Origin of the sequence: Glutamicibacter sp. HZAU (assembly GCF_004100365.1) — a bacterium.
Classification (GTDB): Bacteria; Actinomycetota; Actinomycetes; order Actinomycetales; family Micrococcaceae; genus Glutamicibacter; species Glutamicibacter nicotianae.
In genome coordinates this window covers 26,097-49,580 of sequence record NZ_SCKZ01000011.1, presented here as the reverse complement: position 1 = coordinate 49,580, position 23,484 = coordinate 26,097, and the positions used below count along the sequence as shown (strand labels likewise).

General features: G+C 63.6%; 25 protein-coding genes and 1 tRNA gene. 10 read left to right on the top strand and 16 right to left on the bottom strand.

Features of this window, described 5'->3' with window-relative positions; translation table 11 throughout:
- Positions 1–43: 43 nt before the first annotated feature.
- Entirely contained in the window at positions 44–661 is a 618-nt protein-coding gene (locus EKH49_RS15140; RefSeq protein ID WP_128471504.1) for a hypothetical protein, read from the top strand.
- A gap of 4 nt (positions 662–665) precedes the next feature.
- Here the strand turns inward: EKH49_RS15140 and disA are convergent, their stop codons facing one another.
- The 3 genes from disA to EKH49_RS15125 are packed head-to-tail and all read right to left on the bottom strand — an operon-like array spanning position 666 to position 4,319.
- The gene (gene disA, locus EKH49_RS15135; protein ID WP_038993593.1) at positions 666–1,739 is read right to left on the bottom strand and encodes a DNA integrity scanning diadenylate cyclase DisA; all 1,074 of its coding nucleotides are present in this window, start codon (positions 1,737–1,739) and stop codon (positions 666–668) included.
- A 34-nt stretch (positions 1,740–1,773) separates the two neighbouring features.
- Positions 1,774–3,168, bottom strand: coding sequence for a DNA repair protein RadA (gene radA / locus EKH49_RS15130; protein ID WP_128471503.1), 1,395 nt, complete (start codon positions 3,166–3,168; stop codon positions 1,774–1,776).
- 35 nt (positions 3,169–3,203) lie between these two features.
- The gene (locus EKH49_RS15125; protein WP_236641194.1) at positions 3,204–4,319 is read right to left on the bottom strand and encodes an FUSC family protein; all 1,116 of its coding nucleotides are present in this window, start codon (positions 4,317–4,319) and stop codon (positions 3,204–3,206) included.
- Positions 4,320–4,558: 239 nt separating this feature from the next.
- On the opposite strand from EKH49_RS15125, the gene pstS reads away from it, so the two are divergent.
- The 6 genes from pstS (at position 4,559) to EKH49_RS15095 (ending at position 9,655) form a co-directional block, all read left to right on the top strand.
- Complete coding sequence (gene pstS / locus EKH49_RS15120) at positions 4,559–5,674, top strand: phosphate ABC transporter substrate-binding protein PstS (protein WP_038993596.1); 1,116 nt, start codon at positions 4,559–4,561, stop codon at positions 5,672–5,674.
- 119 nt (positions 5,675–5,793) lie between these two features.
- The gene (pstC, locus tag EKH49_RS15115; protein ID WP_038993597.1) at positions 5,794–6,729 is read left to right on the top strand and encodes a phosphate ABC transporter permease subunit PstC; all 936 of its coding nucleotides are present in this window, start codon (positions 5,794–5,796) and stop codon (positions 6,727–6,729) included.
- Entirely contained in the window at positions 6,729–7,868 is a 1,140-nt protein-coding gene (gene pstA, locus EKH49_RS15110) for a phosphate ABC transporter permease PstA (RefSeq protein WP_128471502.1), read from the top strand. Before pstC ends, pstA begins: the two co-directional genes overlap by 1 nt.
- A 48-nt stretch (positions 7,869–7,916) precedes the next feature.
- Positions 7,917–8,696 carry a phosphate ABC transporter ATP-binding protein PstB gene (gene pstB, locus EKH49_RS15105; protein WP_038993599.1) on the top strand — a complete coding sequence of 260 codons (780 nt, stop codon included), beginning with the start codon at positions 7,917–7,919 and terminating at the stop codon, positions 8,694–8,696.
- A gap of 202 nt (positions 8,697–8,898) precedes the next feature.
- Positions 8,899–9,375, top strand: a complete 477-nt coding sequence (locus tag EKH49_RS15100) for a hypothetical protein (protein ID WP_128471501.1) — start codon at positions 8,899–8,901, stop codon at positions 9,373–9,375.
- An 82-nt stretch (positions 9,376–9,457) separates the two neighbouring features.
- On the top strand, positions 9,458–9,655 hold the full coding sequence (locus tag EKH49_RS15095; protein WP_128471500.1) for a helix-turn-helix transcriptional regulator: 198 nt from the start codon (positions 9,458–9,460) through the stop codon (positions 9,653–9,655).
- Here the strand turns inward: EKH49_RS15095 and EKH49_RS15090 are convergent.
- From EKH49_RS15090 to EKH49_RS15075, 4 genes are all read right to left on the bottom strand, one after another.
- Positions 9,652–10,680, bottom strand: coding sequence for an inorganic phosphate transporter (locus EKH49_RS15090; RefSeq protein WP_128471499.1), 1,029 nt, complete (start codon positions 10,678–10,680; stop codon positions 9,652–9,654). The genes EKH49_RS15095 and EKH49_RS15090 overlap by 4 nt on opposite strands.
- 4 nt (positions 10,681–10,684) lie before the next feature.
- Positions 10,685–11,299, bottom strand: a complete 615-nt coding sequence (locus EKH49_RS15085) for a hypothetical protein (protein ID WP_236641193.1) — start codon at positions 11,297–11,299, stop codon at positions 10,685–10,687.
- A 238-nt stretch (positions 11,300–11,537) separates the two neighbouring features.
- Positions 11,538–12,704, bottom strand: a complete 1,167-nt coding sequence (locus tag EKH49_RS15080) for an MFS transporter (RefSeq protein WP_236641192.1) — start codon at positions 12,702–12,704, stop codon at positions 11,538–11,540.
- Between the two features lie 108 nt (positions 12,705–12,812).
- Entirely contained in the window at positions 12,813–13,478 is a 666-nt protein-coding gene (locus EKH49_RS15075; protein ID WP_128471496.1) for a hypothetical protein, read from the bottom strand.
- A 160-nt stretch (positions 13,479–13,638) separates the two neighbouring features.
- Between EKH49_RS15075 and EKH49_RS15070 the strand changes: the two genes are divergently transcribed.
- A tRNA-Lys gene (locus EKH49_RS15070) sits at positions 13,639–13,711 on the top strand.
- Positions 13,712–13,769: 58 nt separating this feature from the next.
- Here EKH49_RS15070 and EKH49_RS15065 read toward each other — a convergent pair.
- Positions 13,770–14,336 carry a TetR/AcrR family transcriptional regulator gene (locus EKH49_RS15065; RefSeq protein WP_128471495.1) on the bottom strand — a complete coding sequence of 189 codons (567 nt, stop codon included), beginning with the start codon at positions 14,334–14,336 and terminating at the stop codon, positions 13,770–13,772.
- 293 nt (positions 14,337–14,629) lie between these two features.
- Here EKH49_RS15065 and EKH49_RS15060 point away from each other — a divergent pair, with 293 nt between their 5' ends.
- Entirely contained in the window at positions 14,630–15,541 is a 912-nt protein-coding gene (locus EKH49_RS15060; RefSeq protein ID WP_128471494.1) for an alpha/beta fold hydrolase, read from the top strand.
- Positions 15,542–15,580: 39 nt separating this feature from the next.
- On the opposite strand, the gene EKH49_RS15055 is transcribed toward EKH49_RS15060, so the two are convergent.
- The 7 genes from EKH49_RS15055 to EKH49_RS15025 form a co-directional block, all read right to left on the bottom strand.
- A complete protein-coding gene (locus EKH49_RS15055; protein ID WP_128471493.1) occupies positions 15,581–16,168 on the bottom strand; it encodes a dienelactone hydrolase family protein in 588 nt (195 codons plus the stop codon).
- A gap of 18 nt (positions 16,169–16,186) precedes the next feature.
- Positions 16,187–16,438, bottom strand: coding sequence for a hypothetical protein (locus tag EKH49_RS15050; RefSeq protein ID WP_128471492.1), 252 nt, complete (start codon positions 16,436–16,438; stop codon positions 16,187–16,189).
- 75 nt (positions 16,439–16,513) lie between these two features.
- Entirely contained in the window at positions 16,514–18,118 is a 1,605-nt protein-coding gene (locus EKH49_RS15045; RefSeq protein WP_128471491.1) for an ABC-F family ATP-binding cassette domain-containing protein, read from the bottom strand.
- Positions 18,119–18,365: 247 nt separating this feature from the next.
- Entirely contained in the window at positions 18,366–18,803 is a 438-nt protein-coding gene (locus EKH49_RS15040; protein ID WP_128471490.1) for a hypothetical protein, read from the bottom strand.
- Between the two features lie 180 nt (positions 18,804–18,983).
- The gene (locus EKH49_RS15035; RefSeq protein WP_128471489.1) at positions 18,984–19,685 is read right to left on the bottom strand and encodes a demethylmenaquinone methyltransferase; all 702 of its coding nucleotides are present in this window, start codon (positions 19,683–19,685) and stop codon (positions 18,984–18,986) included.
- A 56-nt stretch (positions 19,686–19,741) separates the two neighbouring features.
- Positions 19,742–20,725 carry an SRPBCC family protein gene (locus EKH49_RS15030; RefSeq protein WP_128471488.1) on the bottom strand — a complete coding sequence of 328 codons (984 nt, stop codon included), beginning with the start codon at positions 20,723–20,725 and terminating at the stop codon, positions 19,742–19,744.
- An 11-nt stretch (positions 20,726–20,736) separates the two neighbouring features.
- Positions 20,737–21,075 carry an ArsR/SmtB family transcription factor gene (locus EKH49_RS15025; protein WP_128471487.1) on the bottom strand — a complete coding sequence of 113 codons (339 nt, stop codon included), beginning with the start codon at positions 21,073–21,075 and terminating at the stop codon, positions 20,737–20,739.
- Between the two features lie 211 nt (positions 21,076–21,286).
- Here EKH49_RS15025 and EKH49_RS15020 point away from each other — a divergent pair, with 211 nt between their 5' ends.
- Positions 21,287–22,507 carry a GAF domain-containing protein gene (locus EKH49_RS15020; RefSeq protein ID WP_128471486.1) on the top strand — a complete coding sequence of 407 codons (1,221 nt, stop codon included), beginning with the start codon at positions 21,287–21,289 and terminating at the stop codon, positions 22,505–22,507.
- Between the two features lie 9 nt (positions 22,508–22,516).
- Here EKH49_RS15020 and EKH49_RS15015 read toward each other — a convergent pair whose 3' ends face one another.
- Complete coding sequence (locus tag EKH49_RS15015) at positions 22,517–23,416, bottom strand: LysR family transcriptional regulator (protein ID WP_236641191.1); 900 nt, start codon at positions 23,414–23,416, stop codon at positions 22,517–22,519.
- Between the last annotated feature and the right edge of the window lie 68 nt (positions 23,417–23,484).

Sequence of the window (23,484 nt, the reverse complement as noted above, 5' to 3'; positions counted from 1 at the left end):
GCCATTACCGGGTTCGGGCAGTGCAATGAATTAGCCTTAATCCATGAGCAACGCATCAGGGAGGAAACCATCGGCCAGCGTCTACCGGCGCCGGCGGATTACCGTGGCAGTACTTGCCCTGGTGCTCATCGGCCTGATCGTCTGGGGAGTCGTTGCCCTGGCCGGACTCATTGCCCCCGATGAGAATGAAAGTGCGGGCAATGAACCGAACGCCGGACAATCCCAGCCGGTCCCTTCGCCATCGGCCGAGCCGGAAGAGAATGAAGACTCGGCCAAGATGTGCAGCGGCGACGAGATCGAGGTTACCGCGACGACCGATGCGAAAAGCTACGCCTCGGACAAGAAGCCGACACTGATTCTGGGCATCGAGAATGTTTCCAAGCGCGAATGCGAGGTGAACGTCGGAAGCACGCAGCAGGAGTTCCTGGTTTCCAGCGGTTCGGACCGCATCTTCTCCACCGTCGACTGCCTCGAGAACGCAGAGGACGTAATCCTGCCCTTCAAGCCCGGGCAGAAGGAGAATTCGCGCTTCACCTGGAACCGCGAGCGTTCGGCTCCTGGCTGCAAAGCGGTCAGCGTGCAGCCGCGTCCGGGAACCTACAAGTTCACCGCGGCTGTCGGCGACTTCGTCTCCGAGCCGGTGACCTTCACCCTGGAGTGAGTGCTTAGATGTAGCGGTCCAGCAGCGAGGACTCGGCCATGCGTGCGAGCCCTTCGCGGATGGAGCGTGCACGCTGCTCGCCGACGCCTTCAATTTCCATAAGCTGGCTGGTGGACGCGGACATCAGCAGCTGCAAGTTGTCGAATGCCGCCACCAGGCGATCTCCCACCACCTTGGGAACAGTGCGGATCTGCGAGAGCAGGCGGTATCCCTTGGGGGTCAGCTGGTCGTCCTGGCCAATGCTGGAGTGCGGGAACAGGATCTTGGTCAGCCCGTCGAGCTCGACCAGCTGCGCGTCGGACACTTCATGCAGCGTCTCCAAGGCGTGCTCGATATCCAGCTCCTGGCCCTCGGCGTCGGAATAGTCCCGCAGCAGCAGCTCGTTATCTGCCTGGATGCCGGAGAGCAATTCGGCATGCTGGGCTGCCAGCAGGCGCCCGTCGATGCCCAGCTCCAGCACGTAGCGGGAGATTTCCTCGCTGGTGCGGCGCAGCATCTCGGTGCGCTGCAGCACTGCCAGCACCTCCCGCGCAGTGGCGACATCCTCGATCTCCGCCGCTGACAGGGCGCTGGTGACCTGGTCCAAGCGGTGGCGGTAGCGTTCCAGGGTGGCAATGGCCTGGTTGCCGCGGGCCAGCAGGCGCTCGGCAGGCTCGAGCACATGGCGCTCGCCGTCGGCATAGAGAGTGATGGTCTGCATCGACTGCGACACCGAAATCGTCGGGAACCCGGATTGCGCGGCCACGCGTTCCGCGGTGCGGTGGCGGGTGCCGGATTCCTGGGTTTCAATCTGCGCATCCGGCATCAGCTGCACGCCTGCCTGCAGGATCTGGCGGCCGGTTCCGTCCAGGATGATCGCACCGTCCATCTTGGCCAGTTCGCGGATGCGGGTCGGCGTGTATTCGGTGTTGATCCGGAAGCCGCCGGAGCTGATCGACTCGACGAGCTTGTCGTGGCCGAGCACGATGAGGGCGCCGGTGCGGCCGCGCTGGATCCGCTCCAGGCCCTGGGCGAGTTCGGTACCCGGGGCAATCTGGGCCAGAACGGCAAGGAATCCGGGGGTGGGGTGCGCTTTCAACTGGCGTCCTTTCGGCGGGCGGCAATAATCAAGTTTATCGCGTTGGCTTCTGCCGCTGGTTGAAGGCGATATCCAGGGCCTGGGCGATATTCTCCACCTGGAACACGCGGATGCCCTCGGGGATGTTCTTCAACGGTTCCGGGGTAGCCGGGGCCATTGCGAAGGAGAATCCCAGGCGCTGGGCTTCGGTGATGCGCCGCGAGATCTCGGGCACTTGCCTCACCTCGCCGGCCAAGCCGACCTCGCCGAAGGCCACGAAGTCCTGCGGCAGCGGGAACTCGTTCATCGACGAGGCCAGGGCCAGCGCGCAGGCCAGATCCGATGCCGGTTCGGCGATCTTGACGCCGCCCACCGTGGCGATATAGGAGTCCATGGACGACAGATCCATATGCGCGCGGGCCTGCAGCACCGCCACGACCATCTGCGCCCGTGCCGCATCCAGGCCGCTGGTGGCCCTGCGGGCGGCCGGGGCATTGCTGCGGGAGAGCAGGGTCTGCACCTCGGCCGCCAGCGGCCGGCGGCCTTCGAGGGTGACGGTGATGCAGGTGCCCGGAACCGGGTTGCGGGTTCGCGTGACGAACAGCTTGGAAGGATCGGTCAGCGATTCAATGCCGTCCTCATTAAGGTCGAAGCAGCCCACCTCATCGGTGGCGCCATAGCGGTTCTTCAGCGCGCGCAGGATGCGCAGCCGCGAATGCTTCTCGCCATCGAACTGGCAGACCACATCCACCAGGTGCTCGAGCAGCCGCGGGCCGGCGACCGACCCTTCCTTGGTGACGTGGCCGACCATGATGGTGGACATGGCCCGGGTCTTGGCCGCGTTGATGATCGACGCGGCGACCTCGCGCACCTGGGACACGCCGCCGGCCGCGCCGTCCACCTCTGCCGAGGAGAAGGTCTGCACCGAGTCCAGGATCAGCAGCTGCGGATCGATCTCCTGGATCTGCCCCAGCGCCAGGGCCAGGTCGGTTTCGGCGGCCAGGAACAGCGTATCGGCGATGGCGTTGATGCGTTCGGCGCGGGACTTGACCTGCGCGGCAGATTCCTCGCCGGTCAGGTAGAGCACGCGCAGGCCGGTCTGCGCCGCTTTCGCTGCGACGTCCAGGAGCAGCGTGGACTTGCCTACGCCGGGTTCTCCGGCGAGCAGGATCGCGGCTGCCGGGACCAGTCCGCCACCGAGCACGCGGTCCAGCTCGGACACCCCGCTGGGGCGGAAGGCGGCTTCGGAGCCGTCGATCTGCGCGATCGGCTTGGCCGGGTGGGCGACTTTGGCCGCGGCCACGGTGCGGGCGGAAACGACACCCACTTCTTCGACGGTGCCCCAGGCCTGGCATTCGCCGCAGCGGCCCACCCATTTGATCGTGGTCCATCCGCATTCGGAGCATTTGAACGATGCGCTGGATTTGCTGCGGGTGGAAGTTTTGGCCATGGCTCAATGCTATCGAGCCATGCGGACATTTTTGTTCAGGAGAGCTTGGGCAGCACTTCGATGGCTTCCTCGTGCACGCGGCCGGCTGCCTCGAGCAGATCCACCACCATCGGGCGCAGCAGCAGGACAAGGCCTTCGCCCTGGAGCCCTTCGACTCCCAGTGCGCGCGGATCCAGCTGGGCGGCGACTCCTTCCAGCTGCTGCTGGGCGGACTTCTCGTATTTGCGCTGGCCCGCCACCGTGGTCTCGCGCACCGAGTGCGCCAAGGTGTTGACCGCCTCGGACAGCTCGCGCATCAGCGGAGCCAGGGTTTGCGCGCCTTCCGGGGTCAGCGCGCTGTTACTGAGCACGGAAGCCAGCCGCCGGGCGAAAACCCGCGAGTTGCGGGCGGCCCAGTCGTAGTGGTTGAAGCGCTTGGACAGCCGGTTCAGCTCGTGGCGGTGGCGCCGCCCGGCGGGGGAAATCGTGGCGATTTCCTTGGACGCGCGGAAGGCGGCTGGCAGCTTGTCCAGATGCTTCTGGGTGCCGCGTGCCTTGATCAGCGCGTGGAATGCGGAGCGCCGGTCATCGTCGCGGATGGCCCAGGAGCATTCCAAAAGCGCTTCGGAAAGCTCCTTGAACAAATCCGATAATGCGGAAACCGGACTGCGCCTCGGGTCGGTGGGCCAGAAAATAATGACCAGCAGGGCGAGCAGGGAACCGGTCAGGGCATCGATGGAACGGGCAAATGGGCCGTCGGCGCTGATCGGCAGCAGCACCACCAGTGCCGATTGCATACCCAGCTGGGTGGAGAAGATTGCACCTGAATCCAGGTAGCGGGCTATGACCAGGCTGAGCGACATCACCAGCGCGGCCTGCCAGATACCCTGCCCGAACCAGTGCATGAGGGTATCGCCCAGGGCCACGCCCAGGGTGCATCCCAGGGCGACCTCGGCGGTTTTGCGCACCGTGGTGGAGGCGCCGAAGCCCAGCGAAACCAGCGCGCTGGTGGCCGCGAAAATCGGCTGGGAGTGCCCCCAGATGCTTTCGGCGATCCAGAATGCGCCAATGGCGCCCAGGGTCATGCGCAGGATTCTGGGCAGGGAATTGCGCGAGCGTATCAGCCCGGCGCGATTGCGCTGCGCCAAGAATCCGAATAGTTGCGCTGGCATGCGCTTCACTTTCCGCCCAGTTGCCATGGCTTCAGTCTTCCATGGGTTGGGCGGGCGGCGGCAGAAGCTGCCGGGATATTGCGCTGGTGAGCAGGATCACCTGCCTGTGGATAAGTTGTTAACCTTCTGTTCACCTTTGCCGGGGGAGCTGGTTACTTTCGATCTTTAACGTCGTAGATGAAGCGGAGAGAAGCCGCTGAAAGTTTTACATCGATCTACCAACATGGGGAGTAAATCTCGTGAAGCTCAACCGCTTTGGCAGCGCAGCTGCCGTTCTTTCCGTCGCAGCACTCGCACTGACCGCCTGCGGCTCGGATAACCCAACCGCCGCTGCCGGTTCCGAAGGCGCAGAGACCTCTGCTGCATCCGGTGTCACCGGTACCCTGACCGGCATCGGCGCATCCAGCCAGAACTCGGCCATGGAAGCATGGGCCACCGGCTTCAAGGCTGCCAACCCGGACGCCAACGTGCAGTACTCGCCAGACGGCTCCGGCGCAGGCCGCGAAGCATTCCTGGCAGGCGGCGCGCAGTTCGCCGGCTCGGATGCCTACCTGAAGGAAGACGAGGCCGCCAAGGCCAAGGAAGTTTGCGGCCCAGAAGGCGCATTCAACATCCCGGCTTACGTCTCGCCGATCGCGATCGCCTTCAACCTCGAAGGCGTTGAAGAGATCAACATGGACGCAGCCACCATCGCCAAGGTGTTCAAGAAGGAAATCACCAAGTGGAACGATGAGGCCATTGCCAAGCAGAACCCGGACGTGGAGCTGCCTGATACCGCAATCACCGTTGTGCACCGCAACGACGAGTCCGGCACCACCGAGAACTTCGTCGAGTACCTGAAGGCCGCAGCCGCTGATGTCTGGACCTACGATGTCTCCGGCGACTGGCCAAGCGACATCCAGTCGGAGAACGCCAAGGGTACCTCCGGCGTGGTTTCGACCACCACTTCGACCAACGGCGCCATCACCTACGCTGACTTCTCCGCAGTGGGCAACCTGTCCACCGTGAACGTCAAGGTTGGCGATGAGTACACCAAGATCTCCGCCGAGGCAGCTGCCAAGGCCCTCGAGACCGCAACCCCGGTTGAAGGTGCGGCCGAGAACGACCTGGCCCTGGATCTGGAGCGCGACACCACCGAAGCAGGCACTTACCCAATCGTCCTGGTTTCGTACCACATCTTCTGCAGCAGCTACAAGGACCAGGCAACCGCTGATCTGGTCAAGGCCTTCGGCAACTACGTCATCTCCGAAGACGGCCAGAAGACCGCCCAGGCTTCGGCAGGCAACGCCCCAATCTCGGCATCCATCGCCGAGAAGGCCAAGAAGTCGATCGACGGCATCACCGTCGCCGAGTAGTACCCCGCCGGGCAACCGGCAACAGGTGCGGGTGGCCGAACTCAACCACCCGCACCAGCAGTACCCCTCCACCCCCGCAGTGAAAACTGCATCACCCCCGTTTCGTAAAGGCTCTAGCCATGACTACCAATGCTTTGACAAGCAAGTCATCGACTTCCGGCCGCGCTGGTGACAAGGTCTTCTCCGGCGCCGCACTGGCTGCCGGTGTCCTGATCCTGATCACGCTCTTCGCGGTCGCGGTCTTCTTGCTGATCCAAGCCCTGCCGACGTTCTTAGCCGATCCGGCTGAGATTTCCGGCGGCGAAGGATTCTTCGCCTACATCTGGCCGATTGTCATCGGCACCGTTATCGCAGCGGCTATCGCGCTGCTGATCGCCACCCCGATCGGCATCGGCGTGGCACTGTTCATCTCGCACTTCGCTCCACGCAAGGTCGCCGGCCCGCTGGGCTACCTGATCGATCTGCTCGCCGCGATCCCCTCGGTGATCTACGGCGCGTGGGGCTACATGGTGCTCGCTCCGGCTCTGGTTCCAGGCTACGAATGGCTGGCCAAGAACCTGGGCTTCATCCCGCTCTTCGAAGGCCCGGCCAGCCAGACCGGCAAGACCATGCTCACCGCCGGCATCGTGCTGGCAGTGATGGTGCTGCCGATCATCACCTCGCTGAGCCGCGAAATCTTCCTGCAGACTCCGAAGCTGCACGAAGAGGCCGCCCTCGCCCTGGGTGCAACCCGCTGGGAAATGATCACCACCGCGGTGATCCCCTTCGCCCGCCCGGGCATTATCTCCGCCGTCATGCTGGGCCTGGGCCGCGCCCTGGGCGAAACCATGGCCGTCGCGCTGGTGCTGTCCACCGGTAACCTGATCCCATCGCTGATCAAGACCGGCAACCAGACGATCGCCGCGGAAATCGCCTTGAACTTCCCTGAGGCCTTCGGCCTGCGCCTGGCAGAGCTGATCGCCGCCGGCCTGGTCCTGTTCCTGATCACCCTGGTCGTGAACATGATCGCTCGTGGAATCATCGCCCGCCACAAGGAATTCTCGGGAGCCAACTGATGAGCACCATGACAACCAACCAGAACAGCACCTCGGGCAACCCGACTCCTCCGGTGCGCAAGCGCAACTCCCTGGCCAAGGGCAAGCTGCCGAAATGGGCCATCTGGGCCATCGCCGCAGGCTCCATCATCATCGGCGCGGCAGCGTCCACGCTGACCGGCTTCAACGTGGCCTCCTTCGCCATCTACTCCGCGATCATTTTCCTGGTGGCCGCCTCGGTAATCACCACCGTTGCCGAAGGCAAGCGCCGCGGCAAGAACGCGATGTGGACCTACCTGATCTACGCCGCCTTCATCGTGGCAGTGATCCCGCTGGTATCCGTGCTCTTCACGGTGCTGGAAAAGGGCATGCCGGGCATGAACAGCCACTTCCTGTTCAGCTCCATGAACGGTGTGACCGGCGCGGTGGACAACGAAACCGTCGCCAATGGCACCCCGGTGGTCGGCGGCGCGTACCACGCGGTGATGGGCACCTTGCTGATCACCCTGTGGGCTACCCTGATCTCCGTTCCGGTTGGCATGCTGACCGCTGTCTACCTGGTGGAATACGGCCAGGGCAAGGCGCTGTCCAAGGCGATCACCTTCTTTGTCGACGTGATGACCGGCATTCCCTCGATCGTCGCCGGCCTGTTCGCGGCGGCCTTCTTCGGCATGATCCTGGGCCCGAACGCCCGCATGGGCATTGTCGCAGCGGTCGCGTTGAGCGTGCTGATGATCCCGACGGTGGTCCGCTCCACCGAGGAAATGCTCAAGATCGTCCCGAACGAGCTGCGCGAGGCATCCTACGCACTGGGCGTGCGCCGCTGGCGCACCATCCTGAAGGTGGTCATCCCGACCGCGATCTCCGGTATCGCCTCCGGTGTCACTCTGGCCATCGCCCGCGTGATCGGCGAGACCGCACCGATCCTGGTCACCGCCGGCATCGCAAGCAACATCAACCTGAACGTCTTCGCGAACTGGATGTCCACGCTGCCGACCTTCATCTACTACCAGATCCTGACCCCGACCAGCCCGACGAACATCGACCCGTCGGTGCAGCGCGCCTGGGCCGCAGCCCTGCTGCTGATCCTCATGGTGATGGCGTTGAACCTCCTCGCCCGCCTGGTCGCTTCGATCTTCGCCCCAAAGAAGGGCCGTTGAGCCTAGGCTCCGGTCCGGACAAACCCAAACTTTTTCAAGGATTACATCATGGCAAAACGCATCGACGTCAATGACCTGAACGTCTACTACTCCAAGTTCCTCGCCGTTGAAGGCGTCTCGATCAACATCGAGCCGAAGTCGGTTACCGCATTCATCGGCCCATCGGGTTGCGGCAAGTCCACTTTCCTGCGCACCCTGAACCGCATGCACGAGGTCATCCCCGGAGGCCGCGTCGAGGGCCAGGTCCTGCTGGACGGCGACGACCTGTACGGCGCGGGCGTTGACCCGGTGACCGTGCGCAGCCAGATCGGCATGGTCTTCCAGCGTCCTAACCCGTTCCCGACCATGTCCATCAAGGACAACGTGCTGGCCGGCGTGAAGCTGAACGGCAAGAAGATCTCCAAGTCCGACGCCGACGCGCTGGTGGAGAAGTCGCTGCGCGGGGCAAACCTCTGGAATGAGGTCAAGGACCGCCTGGACAAGCCGGGCTCGGGCCTTTCCGGCGGCCAGCAGCAGCGCCTGTGCATCGCCCGCACTATTGCGGTCAAGCCCGACGTGATCCTGATGGACGAGCCGTGCTCGGCACTGGACCCGATCTCCACCCTGGCCATCGAGGACCTGATCAACGAGCTGAAGAACGACTACACCGTGGTGATCGTGACCCACAATATGCAGCAGGCCGCCCGCGTGAGCGACAAGACCGCGTTCTTCAACATCGCCGGCACCGGCAAGCCGGGCAAGCTCATCGAGTACAACGACACCGCAGCCATCTTCTCCAACCCGGAGCAGAAGGCCACCGAGGATTACGTCTCCGGACGCTTCGGATAAAGATTTCGGATACCGCCGCTCCTTGAGCGGATGGTAGACGGACCGGAAGGGGGGTCTTCCGGGGATCCTGGAGGGGATCACCGCCAGCGGCGCACCGATTGCGGTGCGCCGCTGCACTTTAACCATTCACGTAAAGCTCCCTTGACTGTAAAGCGACCTTGTCAGTAAAGTGAGGTTTACATTTATCGGAAAGGGGGCAGTGGTGGATTCAAAAGAGTCAGTTGGCCAGAGTAAATGGGGTCGTTCGCGATTCGGCGGATCGACAGCCCTGCTGATCATCCTGTCACTGCTCGGGGGGCTGGTGCTCTGCGCTGCCATGACGCTGATCTGGTGGACATTCGGCCCCGAAGCCGATCAGCAGCGCAAGATGCTGTCCGGACTGGTCTTTGCACTGCTGATGCTGCCCGCTGCGTCCGCCTTGTGCTGGGTATTCATGCTGGACAGGGATACTCTGGCCGGAGCCGTGCGGGATCCGGAATCATCCATCGAGGGAAAATGGTACGAAAAGGCGGTTTTCGGAGCATTTCATGATCTGATCGCCCTGTGCGGATTGGGCGCCATGGCGCTGGGTTTGCTGCGCATTGACGTAGAACCAGTGATGCTGCTTGTCGGGGTCGTTCTGCTGGCTGCCGTAGACGTGCTCGTGCGCTACCTGGTGATCAAGAAGGTGGAAGGCTGATGCACAAGCGCGATTCCGATTCCCGCGCCGTAGCATCGGCCCGCTCGCGCTTCGTGCAACCGAGTAAGCGAGCCGAAAGCTAATGGAGAACAATCTCAGTGAATACCGCAGGGAACGCGGGTTCTCCCAGCAGGCATTGGCGGATCTGCTCGGCGTCTCGCGCCAAACTGTCATTTCGCTCGAAAAGGGCCGCTACGACCCGTCCTTGCCGCTGGCCTTCAAGCTATCTGCGGTCTTCGGCTGCAGGATCGAAGACCTCTTCGTTCCGGGTGAAGACTAGGCGTTGCCCAGCAGCGGGTGCACCGCCAGCGTGAGGATCGCGCCGCAGGCAACGCAGACCACCGGGGTCAGCACCCAGTGCAGCAGCACCTTGGTGACATTGCGCCACACCACCGATTCGAAAGCCTGGTTATTGCCGGCTCCGACGATGCCGCTGGTGACCGCCTGGGTGGTGGACAGCGGCAGGTGCAGAACCAGCGAGCCGAGGAACAGCATCGCCGCGGCAACACCCTGGGCGATCATGCCGCGCAGCGGATCGAAGTTCACCAGGCGGCGGCCGAGCGTGTAGGTGATGCGCCATCCGCCCAGCAGCACGCCAAGACCCAGAGCGGCGCCGGCGGCCAGCTGGATGGCCCAGGTCATCGGTCCCGGGTCCATCGCATGCCCGGTGATCAGCACCAGTGCGATCATCGCGCCGGTGCGCTGGCCATCTTGCAGCCCCAGCCCCAGCGCTACCGCACAGGCGGCAATGGCCTGGCCTGCGCGCGAGCCGTTGTTGACCGAACGCGAGGAATTATGTCGCATCAGCCAGGTCGCCGGAATCACCAGCACATAGGACAGCAGGTAGGCAATCACCGGGGTGATCAGCAGGGGCAGCAGCACCGAGCCGAGCAGCAGACCCCAGGCTCCGGACATCGACAGGTCGCCCATGAAGGCTGAAGCGCCGCTGGCGCCCACCAGTCCGGAGAACAATGCATGGGTGGAACTGACCGGCAAGCCGCGCCACCAGCAATACAGGCCCCAGGCTCCGGCGGTCAGCAGGCCGCAGATCAGCAGCTTCAGTCCGACGACGCCATCGGGGACGTTGAAGTTCAGCTTGTCCACCAGCGCCACGCTCAGCCCCGAGGTGGCTAGGGTGCCGAGGAAGGCGAAGAGCGCCGCCACGGAGACCGCTATGGCCGGGCGCAGCGCCCTGGTGCGCACCGAGGCCGCAACCGCGGTGGAGGCATCCCTGAAGCCGTTGAGCACGCCATAGCCCAGCGTGAGGACGATCGCGATTCCGGTGAGGACCGAAAGGATGGTCATGTCCCTAGGACTCCTTCACCAGCACGCGACCGAGGTGGTCGGCAAACTGGCGCAGGGTGTTGGCCGTGAGCATCAGGTGGTCGGCCACGCGCTGGTGGCGGTGGATCGTGCCTGCCTTGGCAAACTTCGAGATCTCGTTGACCCACACCAGGTGGGTGCGCGCCGCGCGCTTGGAGAACTGCAGCATCTGCAGCCAGTTGTCTTCCAGGTCATCGAGGTTGTGCAGGCGCTGGACCGAATCGGAGGCCAGCTCGGCCAGCTGCGAAATGAGTTCGAGCTGCTCCGAGGAACGCTCGGAGAGCGGGGTGGAGCCAACGGTCATGATCAGCTCGCCGGTGCCGCGCAGCTGCTCCATGGTTTCGTGCAGCAAGCGCGAGAGGGTGTACATGTCTTCGCGGGGCAGCGGGCTGATATAGCTGGTTCGCAGGTGGGTGAGCACCGCGTGCACCAGGTCGGAGGCCTCGGCTTCCGCGGCGGCCAAATCCCGCAGCTGATCTGCACGGGTGTCGGGTGAGCCGATCATTTCGGCGACATTGGCAACGGAGGTGCGAATGGTCGTCGCCAACCCGCACAGCAACTCGATGCCGCGCGAGGCGGAGGGAAAGATCTGGAACTTCACGTTTTGGCGCACCATTCGATTCGACTGCTATTGGTACCAACGCAGAACAGTTTACGACGCGGAAGTGAACGCCGGGTACTTGATGGTGCCGGACCGGGAACGCCTCTCGGCGGAAGGCCGCTCGAAGCGGCAGAATTTTGGAGCCCGGGGTTACCAGCAGCCCGGCACCGGTATCTAGTGTTCTCGCCTGACCGGTGCGCTGTCAACCGCCGGGGCGGTGCTCGTGCGGTTTCTCACGCTACCGGCGCAGGCCCTTTTCCGCTCCGCTCAAGCAGAGCAGCGCGCAGCAGAACCAGATCGCGCCAGCTGGACCCAACCCGGCGGCGACAGTGCTTGAGATAACCGGCAAAGCTACTTGTCCGACCCGGTTTCCCATGAGCCTGACGGCCAATGCGGCGCCGCGGTCCATCGCCGGCACCGACGTGGAAATCATCGTCATGGTCATCGGCTGGCCCAGTCCCAGGAAGAAGCCGCCGACCAGCAGTGCCACCCCGGCGGCCCACAGCGAATCGATGAACGCCGGAGCCAGGGCGATGGCGATGCCCGAAGCCCACAAGCTGGTGACCAGCAGGTGATTGCGCTCGAAGTGGGCCGAGAGCTTCGGGATGAACAGCCGCGAAATAACCGAAGCGAAACCTCGAATGGCCAAAAGCACACCAACATTTTCCGGTGTGACGCCATGTTTCTCCGCCACCAGCGGCAAGAACGCGGTGAGAATGTCCAGCATCGCCAGCAAGGTCATCGAGGCGAACATGTGCGAGGCCATGCCCTTGATACGCAGCACCGAGGGAATGGAGGCCTTGGACTTCGGCGGACGGGTCTGCGACGCCGTTTTGGAGATCTTCGGCTGCCAGCTCGGAAGCAGGAAGGGGATAGCCAGCAGTGAGCAACCGGCGGCAATCCACAGCGACAGGCTGATATCGGCGACACGCTCGGCGGAGAGCGCGTCGGTGCCGGAACCGAGCACCATTCCGCCGATCAGCGGCCCGATGAATTGCCCAGCGGCATAGGCCGCAGTGAACCAGCCGAAGCCCTTGTCCAGATCGCTGTCGGGGAAGAACCGGGCAATCGACGATTGCCCTCCAATGGTGAACATCAAGTGCCCAAGCCCCAGCACGGCGCTGGCCAGCGCCACGGTCAGCGCATTCGGCGAGAAATTGATGCCGATGCCGCCGGCGGCCAGAAGGGCGACGCCGGCAACCATCAGGAAGCGGATCCTGCGGATGCGCGAACTGACCCGGCCCAGCATCATCGCGGTGAACAGCGGAAGGATCGCATAGGCGGCAGTCACCACGCCGACGGTAAACGCGCCGGAGCCGAAGGAGATGAGCTTGTAGGTGGTGACCGGCCGGATGAGGTTCAGCGCTGTTTGGGATAGCAGCGCCGTCGCGATCAAGATCAGCAACCAGCGTACGAGTCCTGAAGAGTTGGTCCTCGATGCGGCGCCCACACCCACCTGCCTAGAATTGAGGGGTAACTTCCTCAATCCATCCTAATGGCGCGGGAGCGCCTTTCAGTCCAATGCGTCCTGGCGCCACAGCCGGGCGCAGACTTCCAGATCAGCGGCCGTAGACGTCAGCGCCTTGGCCTGCTGCGTCAGCTTCGTTCCCCGGTCGCTGTTGGAGAAATCTGCGGCATCGGCATGCTCGGTCATGCCCAGGGCCACGACCCGGCAATAGGCGGCAGTGCGTTCCAGGGCGTGGGCGAAGTCTCCGTTGAAGGCGCCGGAGAGAATCGACCCGGTCATCTTCTTCATTTCTTCGGCGGTCGGCGGTTCGGCCACCCCGGCGACGATGCGTTCGACCTGGGCACGGTGGGCTCCGGCCTGGAACCGTGCCGCGTGCACTTCCGGCTTGCCCATGGTGGCCGCGCGTACCGCATACAGGCGCCACAGCGCACCGGGCAGGGAGTGGGCGGGAGCTTCGCTCCACAGCTCAGCGAGAACTTCCAAGCCCTCTTCCTCGGCAACGGCGATCAGCCGGCGTGAAACTTCGGGATCGTTGTTGGCAATGCCGCGTTGCACGAAAGCCTGGGCGGACAAATGGGCGGCCTCGGAGACGCGCGCCGGGTCAGCGCCTCCTTCGTAGGGCTCGAAATCTGCCGGGGCGAAGGGGCGTGGCTTGTGATGGCGGAACCCCGCATCCTGGGCTACTTTTGATCCTGCACGTGCACCTCTCATGCGCTCCAGAATACTCGCTGAACCTGAGTTCTCAGCCAACAGGTGATTTAGCTTGCAAACCGCAAGATCAAGCGGGAATTACGGGCTGCCACGGTGCGGATTACGCCGATTAATGATCATGCCGGTCCATCGGGTAGTATGGATTTTGGCCTTGTGCCGTGCGCCTTTAGCTCAGCTGGTAGAGCACTGGACTTTTAATCCATTGGTCGCGGGTTCGATCCCCGCAGGGCGCACAGAAGACCCCTTCTGGTTTGGAATCATCCACGCCAGGAGGGGTTGCTTTTTGCCGCGCTAGCCATCGAGGCAGGCAGCCAGGGCGCGGCGGACGACAGGCGCGAAATCCATTGAGTCGTCGACGGTGATCCGATGCAGCAGCGCGCCGTCGAGCGTGGCCATGATGAATCTCGTGCAGCCCAGAGGGTCTTTGGCGCCCAGTGCGGCCAGTGTCGCGGTTGTCCAGTTTTCGAAGATTTTCCGATTGTCCTTCAGCGGTGCGACGAGTTCCGGGGAATGCGTCAGGTCGATGAACAGCGTATAGCGCGCCAGAGTCCGGGTGCGGAAGGGCCCGCTTTGGACTTCCAGAAGCCTGGTGAAGGCTTCCTCGGCCGCCACCCGGTCGAGCAGCGGAGCGGCCTGCCCGAAGTCTTCGCGCTCACGTTGCGCCAGATGCGAAGCGACACCCTCGATCAGCGCCTGGCGGGTGCGGAAATAATTCGAGGTGGATCCTTGGGGCAACCCGGCGGTGCGGTCGACGCGCGCGTGGCTCAGCGCCCTGACTCCCTGTTCGCCGAGGATCTGGAGCGCGGCGTCCAGCGACCGTTCTATGCGCGGCCGTCCGCCGGAATTCGAGGTATCCATGCACCTATTCTGCTTTACTATAAAAGTAGTGACAAGGCACTGTGAACGTAGTATCCTGCGAGGGTGGGATGAAAACCCAGCGCTGAGGATGACCTGCGACGTGATTTGCCGCGGTGCGCATCCGGCCGCAAGATGCCGAGCCGACGCACTTGCACTGCCGTCCCGAACCCGGCCCGACGCGGGCCCCGGATACGGGATGGAGCAACCTTTCAGGACCTTCACGCTCCCTGCAATTTGGGCTCGATGGCGAGCCCGCAGGGTTCGCGTGGATCGAGCTGTGGCGGGGATGCAGCATGAAAACACAAAACCAGGCCATGCCGGCCTTGCCGGAGGTGCAGGGCGTCGAACACGAATATGTCGAGCTTGCCGACGGGCACATGCATGTGGCAACCATGGGGGCCGGTGCGCCGGTGCTCCTGCTGGCAGGATTCGGCCAGACGTGGTGGGAATGGCGGGAGGTGATGCCCGCCCTTGCGGCCGCCGGATACCGTGCCATCGCCCCGGACCTGCGCGGTGAAGGCTGGAGCCAGCTGCCGTACCGGAACATCGACCGGACGAGCCGGTACCGGGACCTGCTTGAGCTGTTGGAACGGCTCGGGTTGGGCGCAGTCCGCGTGGTCAGCCACGACATGGGGTCGATTTCCGCATTCCAGCTGGCTTTGGAGCATCCCGGGATGATCCAGAGCCAGGTCATGATCGCCGTGCCGCCGCTGCAGATGCGCTTCCAGCTGGGCATGGTGCCCGGAATGCGGCACCTGTGGCACCAAGAAGCGCTCTCGACACCAGGCCTGGGCCCATGGCTCATGCGTTCGGGACGGATGGCCCGCCACTTCTTCTCTCCGGTCTTCATGGTGAAACCGCTGGACCCCGACGTATTCGAGCAGTATGCCTCGGTGATGCGCTGCGAGGCCAACGCCGGAGCGGCTGAACTGCTGTGCCGCCGGATGGTCCTGCCCGAGCTGGGGAGGATCATCAGCGGAAAGTACCGCGCGGACCGGCTGGCCATGTCCACGCTATTCGTCTTCGGCGCCGATGATGCCGGTTTCCCGCCGGCTATCACGCAGCGGATTTTCTCCGGCACCACCGGTTACGGGACTGACGTGCGCCTGGCGACGATCGATCAGGCCGGGCATTTCGTGGTGGACGAGCAGCCGGCGGCGGTTTCTGCGGCGATCATCGGCTTCTTCGCTGCGCTGGGAGAATAGCTGCTGCAGCAGTGCCAGCTACTTGGCCGGCGGGCGTCCTCAGACGTCGGCCAAGAACTTCTTGATGCGCTCCATCACCAGTGCGCGAGCCTGCGGGTCGTGGGACGGAAGGGAGCTGTCGGTGAACAGGTGCTTGTCGCCGGGGTAGGTGAACAGCTCGGCCAGTCCTGCGCCCTCGTTGCTGGCGAAGCGCTGCGCCGCTTCCAGATCGCCTTCCTTCGCGAAGAACGGATCCTGGTCCATGCCGTGGATCTGCACCGGCACACCTTCCGGCCACGGCCCGAAGCTCCACTCGGCGTCCAAGTCCACAAAGGATTCCAGCAGGACCGCGGCGACGGCGCCGGGGCGTTGCTGCGCGCACTGCTGGGCCAGTGCGGCACCCCACGAAGTGCCGATGTAGACCAGCTCTGAGGGGAGGTTCTTGAACAGCTTGTCCACGCGTTGCTGGATCTTGTCCTCGCCGACCTTGTTGGCCAACTGGATGCCGGCTTCCACATCCTTGGGAAGCTTGCCCGCGAACAGGTCCACCGGGTGTACCGTGTGGCCGGCCGCGCGCAATTCAGCGGCCATCTGCTGCACCCCAGGCGTCAGGCCCTGGACGTGATGGAAAAGAACGATCGTAGCCATGGGTGCTCCTATTGGTTGCTAGCGTTCGTCGACCAGGTTCTCAATGCGCCGCGGCAGGTGCTCAATGGCCACGTCCCAGCCGGGCATCTGGCTATTGATTTCCACGCTGTAACCCTCAACCAGCATGAATTCTGCGCAGGTGAGCGTCTCCTGGCCGGAACCCGTTTCATAGATGAAGGCGCGTTTGATGTCCTGCCAGAGCAGGGTCGCGGACTGGTCGATCACGAGGCCGGTGTTGACGACTTCGACGGTGCGCTGGGGATAGGACATGTTCAACTTGCTTTCGGGGTCCTCGGCGGTGTGCTTTGAACAAGTCTAGACCGGCAGCGCACCGCCGTGGGGTTATCAAACCGGATCCGGATAGGATTTCGCCAAGGTTCCCCCGGGGCCGGTTTCCAGCAAATAGTCCAGATCCAGCTGCGACAGGAAATGCTGATCGTGGCTGACCACCAGCAACGCACCCTTGTAGGCACCGAGCGCCTCGCTGAGCTGGCGAACGCTGTCCACATCCAGATTATTCGTGGGCTCGTCGAGGACCAGCAGCTGCGGCGTGGGTTCCGCGAGCAGCAGCGTCGCCAGATAGACCCTGAAGCGCTCGCCGCCGGAGAGCGCCGCCAAGGGACGGTCGGCGCTGGCTCCGCGCAGCAGCAGCCGGGCAAGCATCTGGCGCACGTCGTTCGCGGTTGCCGTTGGCGCCACCGACGCCACATTCTCCATGGCGCTCAGTTGTCCGTCCAGGCCTTCCAGGCGCTGTGGCAGATACCCGACCCGGTCCACGAAAAGCTTTCCGCCCAGACCGCTGCCCGGAGCAACGCCTGCGAGGATCTGCCTGAGCAGCGTGGTTTTCCCCGAACCGTTGGGTCCGACAAGTCCTACGCGCTCGGCTCCCTGGATGATGAACTGGTCTTGCGCTGAACCCAGCACGGCAACCTGCTTGCCGGCGGGCAGCTTCGGATCTGGCAACTCGATATTGATGTGCTCGACCTGGCGTACCCGCTGATCGGCTTCGTCGAGTCGTGCTTGGGCGGAATCGACCTTGCCATCCAGGTGCGATCGCATTTTCCCGGCGTTTGCCTCGGATTTCTGGCGAAGATGGTTCGCCAGGATCTTCGGCATGCCCCCGGAAAGCTGGGTGGCCCGTCCCTTGCGCTTGGCACGGGCCAACTTGGTTTCGGCTTCGACGCGCTGGCGCTTTTCCACCTTCAGCGAGGCTTGGGCGGTTCTGGCTGCCTGCTCGGCTGCCAGCTGCTCGGTTTCCAGCTGCTCGCGATATGCGCTGTAGGGTCCTCCATAAACCCTGAGCTTCCCGTCGTAGAGCTCCACCGTGTGCTCCATGAGCTCGAGCAGCTCGATATCGTGGCTCACCACGACCAGCGTGCCCTTCCACGTGCGGACCAGCTCGTAGAGCAATTCGCGGGTGGGACGATCGAGGTTATTCGTCGGCTCGTCGAGCAAGGTGATGGGTGAATCGGCGATGCGCAGCCCGGTCACTGCCAGCAGCATCGCTTCGCCGCCCGATAGCGTGGATGCCTTCCGGCCCAGATCCAGGCCGCTGAAACCCAGCGGCTCCAGTTCGGCGCGAACCCGGGCTTCCACATCCCAGTTGGCGCCCACTGCATCGAAATGCGCGGGGTCCACACTGCCGGACTCGATGGCTTCCAAGGCTGCAAGGATCCGCTGTATCCCGAGCAGCTCGGCGACGGTAGCGTCCTGTTCCAAAGCCAGCGTTTGCGGAAGGTAGCTCAGCGGTGCGCTCGATTCCGCCGTTCCGCTGGTTGGGTGCAGCTGCCCGGCGATCAGTTTCAGCAACGTCGATTTGCCGCTGCCATTGGCGCCGATCAGCCCGGTCCGTCCGGAGGGAAAAGTGACGTCCAAGTTGGCCAGGGCGATTTCTCCCGAGGGCCAGGCGAAGCTGAGATGGTTCAGGGTAATGGGTGGTGTCAAAGGCATGCAGGTTCCTCCCGCTAATGCGAAGGGGCTGCCGACTTGGGGGATCACAGAAATGGCTCAACCTCGAAGAGGGGCCGGAAAAGAAAAGGATACCGAAGCCGGTAGCCGAAATGAACAAGGTGCACCGGTCAGAATCGGTGCGGGGTCATCGGCTGGCTTAGTAGGTATCCATGCCCACAAGTGTAGCAGGGCGGAGAACAGGAATTAACCCCTCAGCACCAGAAGGTCGGGAGCCGTTCGGGAAGTCCTAGATCTCAAATGTCCGGATCACTTTGTCGCTGAGCAGGACCTGGTACGGCAACTGCTTCAACTGCGCAGCGTCGATTTCGATGCCGCGGCTTTGGGCCGCAGCGGCAATTTCGTCCCACGGATGCTCACCAGGGTTTTCCGGGTCGTCGACCCGCACCAAATCGAGAATTTCAGCAATCAGCTCATCTGACGACCGCCTCCACCTGGCAGGTCCGGGCCCATGGGATATGGCTGTGAAACCACGAGCCAGATCCAAACTGATCATCGACCCATCGCTCATCAAAATGCACTGCGTGATTTTCACGCTGATGCTTGGCCTCAAATTGTCCGTCAGGGTCTCATCCATGTCGCAGACTGCCGCCAATGCTATCGGCCTCAGCTCGCGGTCCCCGTGCAGCGGAGCATAGTGGAATTCCATGTCTTCGAAATCGCTCATGATCGAACCGGCCTTTAGTCGCAGTGGGTGCATTTTGGAAGGCCGCGGATTCCGGCTCACGGACACAAGCATGTCAGCTGAGCTGGAAGAATAACACCATCCAGGTTCGCGCATGAGTTGCTTAAAGTCGTTTGGCCCGCATCCGGTGGATGCGGACCAAGAAGAAATTCTGCGGAAGCCCTACTTCCAGGCGCGGTGAACGGCGACGATGCCGCCGGTCAGGTTCCGGTATTCCACGTTCTTCCAGCCGACGTTGACGAACTTGGCGCCCAGCTTTTCCTGGTCTGGCCAGGCGGCAATGGACTCAGCCAAGTAGGCATAGGCGGAAGGGTTAGGCGACACCAGGTAGCCCAGCGCAGGGATGACGCGCGGCAGGAACTGCTGGTAGGCCACCTTGATCGGGGTGACGGTCGGGGTGGAGAACTCGGCGACGACGATGCGGCCGCCGGGCTTGGTCACGCGGCGCATTTCCGACAGCGCCTTCTCGGTGTCATCGATATTGCGCAGGCCATAGGAAATGGTCACCGCGTCAAAGGTGTCATCTTCGAAAGGAAGCTCATGGGCGTCGCCGTACACGAAGTCCAGCTGCGGGTAGCGCTTGCGGCCCTCGGCGAGCATGCCGTTGGACATGTCGCAGGCGGTCACCTTTGCGCCGGCTTCGGCCAGCGGGACCGAGGAAGTCCCGGTACCTGCGGCCAGGTCGAGAATGCGCTCGCCGGGCTTCGGCGCGATCGCCTCGGTGGTGATCTTGCGCCAGTAGTTCACGATGCCGCCGGTCATCAACGTATTGAGCAAGTCGTAGCGAGGAGCCAGCTTGTCAAACATGTCCTGAACCTGATCGGCCTGCTTATCCAGGCCTGCGCGCGCATTCTGAGAACTCATGGGTCTAAGTCTTTCATATATGCGCGCGCCAAGGCGCCGGATGTGGGGCGAATCGCTTAGAGAATCGATTCCAGCCGGGCGTAGCTGGCTTCCATGCCATCAGCCATTCCGGTGGCGAGCATCGCGTCGCGAGCGGCCTTGTCGCGGTAGGTGACCAACGTGGTCACCAAGGTGCCGCCGGTGGTGCTGGTGAACGTCAGCTGGTTGACGGATCCGGGTACGCCGGAACCGAGCATTTCCTCTCCTCCTTCGAGCTGCTCGGTGCTCGCTTCGTAGTGGCCCTCAACGCGTTCGAGGATCTTTCCGCTGAATCCGAATCCCTTGCCGCCATCGTCAGGGACCCACCACAGCAGGTAGCTCTCGCCGAGGCCGGAGGCCAATTCGCATTTGGTCATCTTCCAGCCATCGGGACCGTATTGCCAGCGCTTGACCAGTTCCGGATCGTGGTGGGCGTCCCAGACCTGCTGGCGGGTGCCGCGAACCAGGCGGCTGACGCGAACCTGCGTGTCGTTGAGCAGTTCGGCTTCGGTGGAGAAGTTCTGCGCGTAGTCGCGCAGGTCGATGAGCACCTGCTCGATCTGGCTCATTGCCGAGCGGGTTCCGTCGATCATTCCCATGGCGACGACCTGTTCCAGGTCCGCCGCCGAAGCGTAGGTTCCGGTGACCGTGAGCTTCGTGCCTTCGGGCAGCGGGTCGAAGGTGAAGACCAGCTTCGAGGTGGGAAGGTCGACGTTTGGGCTGCCGTCATTGTGCGCGAAACCATCGATGACCTCGAAGAACTTGTGCTCGACTACTTCATTCCATTTCCAGTATCCGTGGAATTCCTCTCCATCCGGAGAGGTCATGTGGTAGTTCGAGCGGCCGCCGGCAGCGGCATCGTGGCGGGTGAAGGTGGCCGGGTACTCTACCGGGCCCCAGAACTTCTCAATCTGGCGCGGGTCGAGGTAGGCGTCCCAGAGCCGGGCCACGCTGACCGGGAATTCGGCGTGGACGGTGAGGGTCAAGGACTGGGCATCTTTGTCAATGGAGGTGGCGGGCATGTGAATGCTCCTTAGGTGTCCTCGGTGGCAAGGAAATCGTCGAGCCGGCCAATAGGCTGGCGCCAGATCTTCTCCAAGGAAGAGAGTAGTTCTTGTGCGTGCCGGATGGTGTCCGGCTGCCCGCGGACGACGCGTTCGCGGCCACGTGCGATTTTCCTGACCAGGCCTGCGGCTTCCAGAACGGCAACGTGCTTCTGCACTGCGGCAAAAGACATGTTGTAGCTTGCCGCCAGATCCGAAATGCTGACCTCGGCGTGAAGCGTCCGCCGCACGATGTCCCTTCGTGTGGCGTCTGCCAAGGCGCGGAAGACCTTGTTCACCTGTTCTTCGCTCAACTCATATACAACCATTTGGTTGTATATTACCCCCTTCCGTGCATCAGGTAAAGGGGTAACGGGGAAAAGGATTTATAGTCTACTTTTCATCTATTTTTTGCCTGCAAATAAGGTGAATTATCCACTAATAATCCTCGTGTGGCAGGACGGGCTCTTCTCAAGGCCTCGCCCGTCGCCTACGCTTGTGGGAACTGCGGAAATCGAGCCTTGCTAGCGAGGAAATTGCATGAGTGGGTTTGCCATTGATTGGCCTGGCGCATCGCGTCGCGCTCAGCATGCCCATGAGCTCTTGGGCTCCAGCGGAGCCGGAGTTGCCGACCTCCCATTGCGTCAGGATGTGCGGGATTCCTGGAAGCGATCGCTGGAAAGCTCCGCTGACCTGCGCGTCCCGTCGGTACTTAGCGATGACCATCTGCGTCTGGCACGCGAACGAAGCGAACTCCAGCGGATCTGGCCAGTTTTCGAAAAGCTCTTGGTCCCGTCCGCCATGGACGCCAATCTCCTGGTGGCCCTTGCCGATGCCGGCGGAACCTTGCTGTGGGTAGCGGGTGGAAATGGCGCCAAGAGCCAAGCTGAAGGCGTGGGCTTCATGGCGGGTGCCGACTGGGCCGAGAAGAGCGTGGGCACGTCCGCGCCGGGGATGGCGTTGGCAACGGGCGCCGGCTCGCAAGTTTCCGGTGCTGAGCACCTCTACGAGCAGGCCCACCGCTTCAGCTGCTCCGCGGTGCCGATTCGCGATCCGCGCACGGGGCAGGTGATTGGCGCAATAGACCTGACTGGCGGCCCGGAGGCCATCGCCACGCACTCGCTGCCGTTGCTGCAAGCAGCGGTCATGGCCGCGGAAACGCAGCTGCTCTTGCCCGGCGCCGGCGTCGTGGCCGATCCCGACTACCTGGACTTGGGGCGCTCCGACGGAGCCCACCTCGGCTCGACGCCCGTATCCCTGCGCCATGCGGAGATCCTGACGCTGCTGGCGCATTATCGCGAAGGCCTGAGCACCGCGCAGCTGGTCGAGGAGCTGTTCGAGCGCCCCGATGCCGCGGCCGAAGGCACCGTCCGCGCCGAAATCGTCAGGCTGCGCAAGGTGCTTGCGGGTTCCCCGGGTCGCAACCTGACCTCGCGCCCCTACCGCCTGCAGTGGGACCTGCAGACGACCTTCGGCCGGCTCAGGCAAGCGCTGGAAGGCGGCGACCTCGAATCCGCCCTGCCGCTGTACTCGCCGGGACTGCTGGCCCGCTCCCAAGCACCTGGCATCGTGGCGCTGCTGCATCGGACGGAAGCGGCGCTGCGCGAGATGGCGCTGGACCGCGGCACCGCCCGGCAGCTGCTGAACCTGGGCCGCCAGCTGGCCGACGCGGACCTGTTGCGGGCAGCCCTGCGCGAGCTTCCTGCGCAGTCGCCGGCGCGCTCCTTGATCGTCGCCGAGGTCGAGGACCTCGAATCCTGAGCTCCCGGATTATCGCAGTTCGCGCATCTTCTGCAGGACCAGGGCCAGTGCCGGCCACGCGCTGCGTCCGGCACGGGTCCGGGCGAAGGCCCGCAGCCGCAAATCTGGCCGGTGCAGCGGCAGGATCGACAGCCCTTCGCGTGCGGGACGGTTCTCGGGCAGCAGCCCTACCCCCATCCCGGCAAGGACCAGGTCCTCGACCAGATCGAGGCTGTCGGCGTGGTGGCGCACCCGCGGGCTGAAGCCGGTCATCGAAGACAGCAGGCGCAGCACCGTCTCGTCAGCGATATTGCGCGAGTTGCCGATCCAATCCCGTTCCCGGAAGGCTGCCAGCACGCCGGCCGCTTCTGGCGGCGCTCCCGCGCCCAGGCGCGCTGCATCGGCCGCGGGAACACCCAGTCCCCAGGGGGTGCTCCACAGCTCAAGGGTGTCGACTTCCGGGCCGATCGTGTCCGGGGCCAGGTTGTAGTCGTAGGTCAGGGCCAGGTCGATGTCGTCGGCGGCCAGCCGTTGGAGCGCCTCGGCAGGTTCCAGTTCAAGCACCACGATCTGCACCGCCGGGTGGCCGCTGGCCAGCTGCTGGATGATCGGCATCAAGGTGGTGCGGATGGCCGTGGCGAAACCCGCAACCCGCACCGTGCCCGACGGGGCCGCCTCGGGATCCAGATCCAGCCGGGCGGCATCCACTGCACCGAGGATGCCGCGGGCATGCTCGGCGAGCCGGCGGCCGGCTGGCGTCAACCGCACCCCGCGGCCGTCGGGAGCCAGCAGCTTGACGCCGACCTCCCGGGAGAGCTGTGCGATTTGCTGGGAGACCGTTGAGGTGGTGGTGCCCAGCACGTCGGCCACCGCCCGCATCGAACCGGTGCGGGACAGCTCGTACAGGTATTGCAGGCGGCGGGTTTCCATGGAGAACATTGTCCATGAATCCTGAACGATATGTCGATAATTCTCGCGTGGACATGGATGGCCTGGGT

Excerpts from the sequence above, each read along its gene's own strand:
- EKH49_RS15140 (WP_128471504.1), top strand. The coding sequence starts at position 44 with ATGAGCAACGCATCAGGGAGGAAACCATCGGCCAGCGTCTACCGGCGC.
- radA (WP_128471503.1), bottom strand. The coding sequence starts at position 3,168 with ATGGCCAAAACTTCCACCCGCAGCAAATCCAGCGCATCGTTCAAATGC.
- EKH49_RS15125 (WP_236641194.1), bottom strand. The coding sequence starts at position 4,319 with ATGCCAGCGCAACTATTCGGATTCTTGGCGCAGCGCAATCGCGCCGGG.
- pstC (WP_038993597.1), top strand. The coding sequence starts at position 5,794 with ATGACTACCAATGCTTTGACAAGCAAGTCATCGACTTCCGGCCGCGCT.
- pstA (WP_128471502.1), top strand. The coding sequence starts at position 6,729 with ATGAGCACCATGACAACCAACCAGAACAGCACCTCGGGCAACCCGACT.
- pstB (WP_038993599.1), top strand. The coding sequence starts at position 7,917 with ATGGCAAAACGCATCGACGTCAATGACCTGAACGTCTACTACTCCAAG.
- EKH49_RS15095 (WP_128471500.1), top strand. The coding sequence starts at position 9,458 with ATGGAGAACAATCTCAGTGAATACCGCAGGGAACGCGGGTTCTCCCAG.
- EKH49_RS15090 (WP_128471499.1), bottom strand. The coding sequence starts at position 10,680 with ATGACCATCCTTTCGGTCCTCACCGGAATCGCGATCGTCCTCACGCTG.
- EKH49_RS15075 (WP_128471496.1), bottom strand. The coding sequence starts at position 13,478 with ATGAGAGGTGCACGTGCAGGATCAAAAGTAGCCCAGGATGCGGGGTTC.
- EKH49_RS15065 (WP_128471495.1), bottom strand. The coding sequence starts at position 14,336 with ATGGATACCTCGAATTCCGGCGGACGGCCGCGCATAGAACGGTCGCTG.
- EKH49_RS15060 (WP_128471494.1), top strand. The coding sequence starts at position 14,630 with ATGAAAACACAAAACCAGGCCATGCCGGCCTTGCCGGAGGTGCAGGGC.
- EKH49_RS15055 (WP_128471493.1), bottom strand. The coding sequence starts at position 16,168 with ATGGCTACGATCGTTCTTTTCCATCACGTCCAGGGCCTGACGCCTGGG.
- EKH49_RS15050 (WP_128471492.1), bottom strand. The coding sequence starts at position 16,438 with ATGTCCTATCCCCAGCGCACCGTCGAAGTCGTCAACACCGGCCTCGTG.
- EKH49_RS15045 (WP_128471491.1), bottom strand. The coding sequence starts at position 18,118 with ATGCCTTTGACACCACCCATTACCCTGAACCATCTCAGCTTCGCCTGG.
- EKH49_RS15040 (WP_128471490.1), bottom strand. The coding sequence starts at position 18,803 with ATGAGCGATTTCGAAGACATGGAATTCCACTATGCTCCGCTGCACGGG.
- EKH49_RS15035 (WP_128471489.1), bottom strand. The coding sequence starts at position 19,685 with ATGAGTTCTCAGAATGCGCGCGCAGGCCTGGATAAGCAGGCCGATCAG.
- EKH49_RS15030 (WP_128471488.1), bottom strand. The coding sequence starts at position 20,725 with ATGCCCGCCACCTCCATTGACAAAGATGCCCAGTCCTTGACCCTCACC.
- EKH49_RS15025 (WP_128471487.1), bottom strand. The coding sequence starts at position 21,075 with ATGGTTGTATATGAGTTGAGCGAAGAACAGGTGAACAAGGTCTTCCGC.
- EKH49_RS15020 (WP_128471486.1), top strand. The coding sequence starts at position 21,287 with ATGAGTGGGTTTGCCATTGATTGGCCTGGCGCATCGCGTCGCGCTCAG.
- EKH49_RS15015 (WP_236641191.1), bottom strand. The coding sequence starts at position 23,416 with ATGGAAACCCGCCGCCTGCAATACCTGTACGAGCTGTCCCGCACCGGT.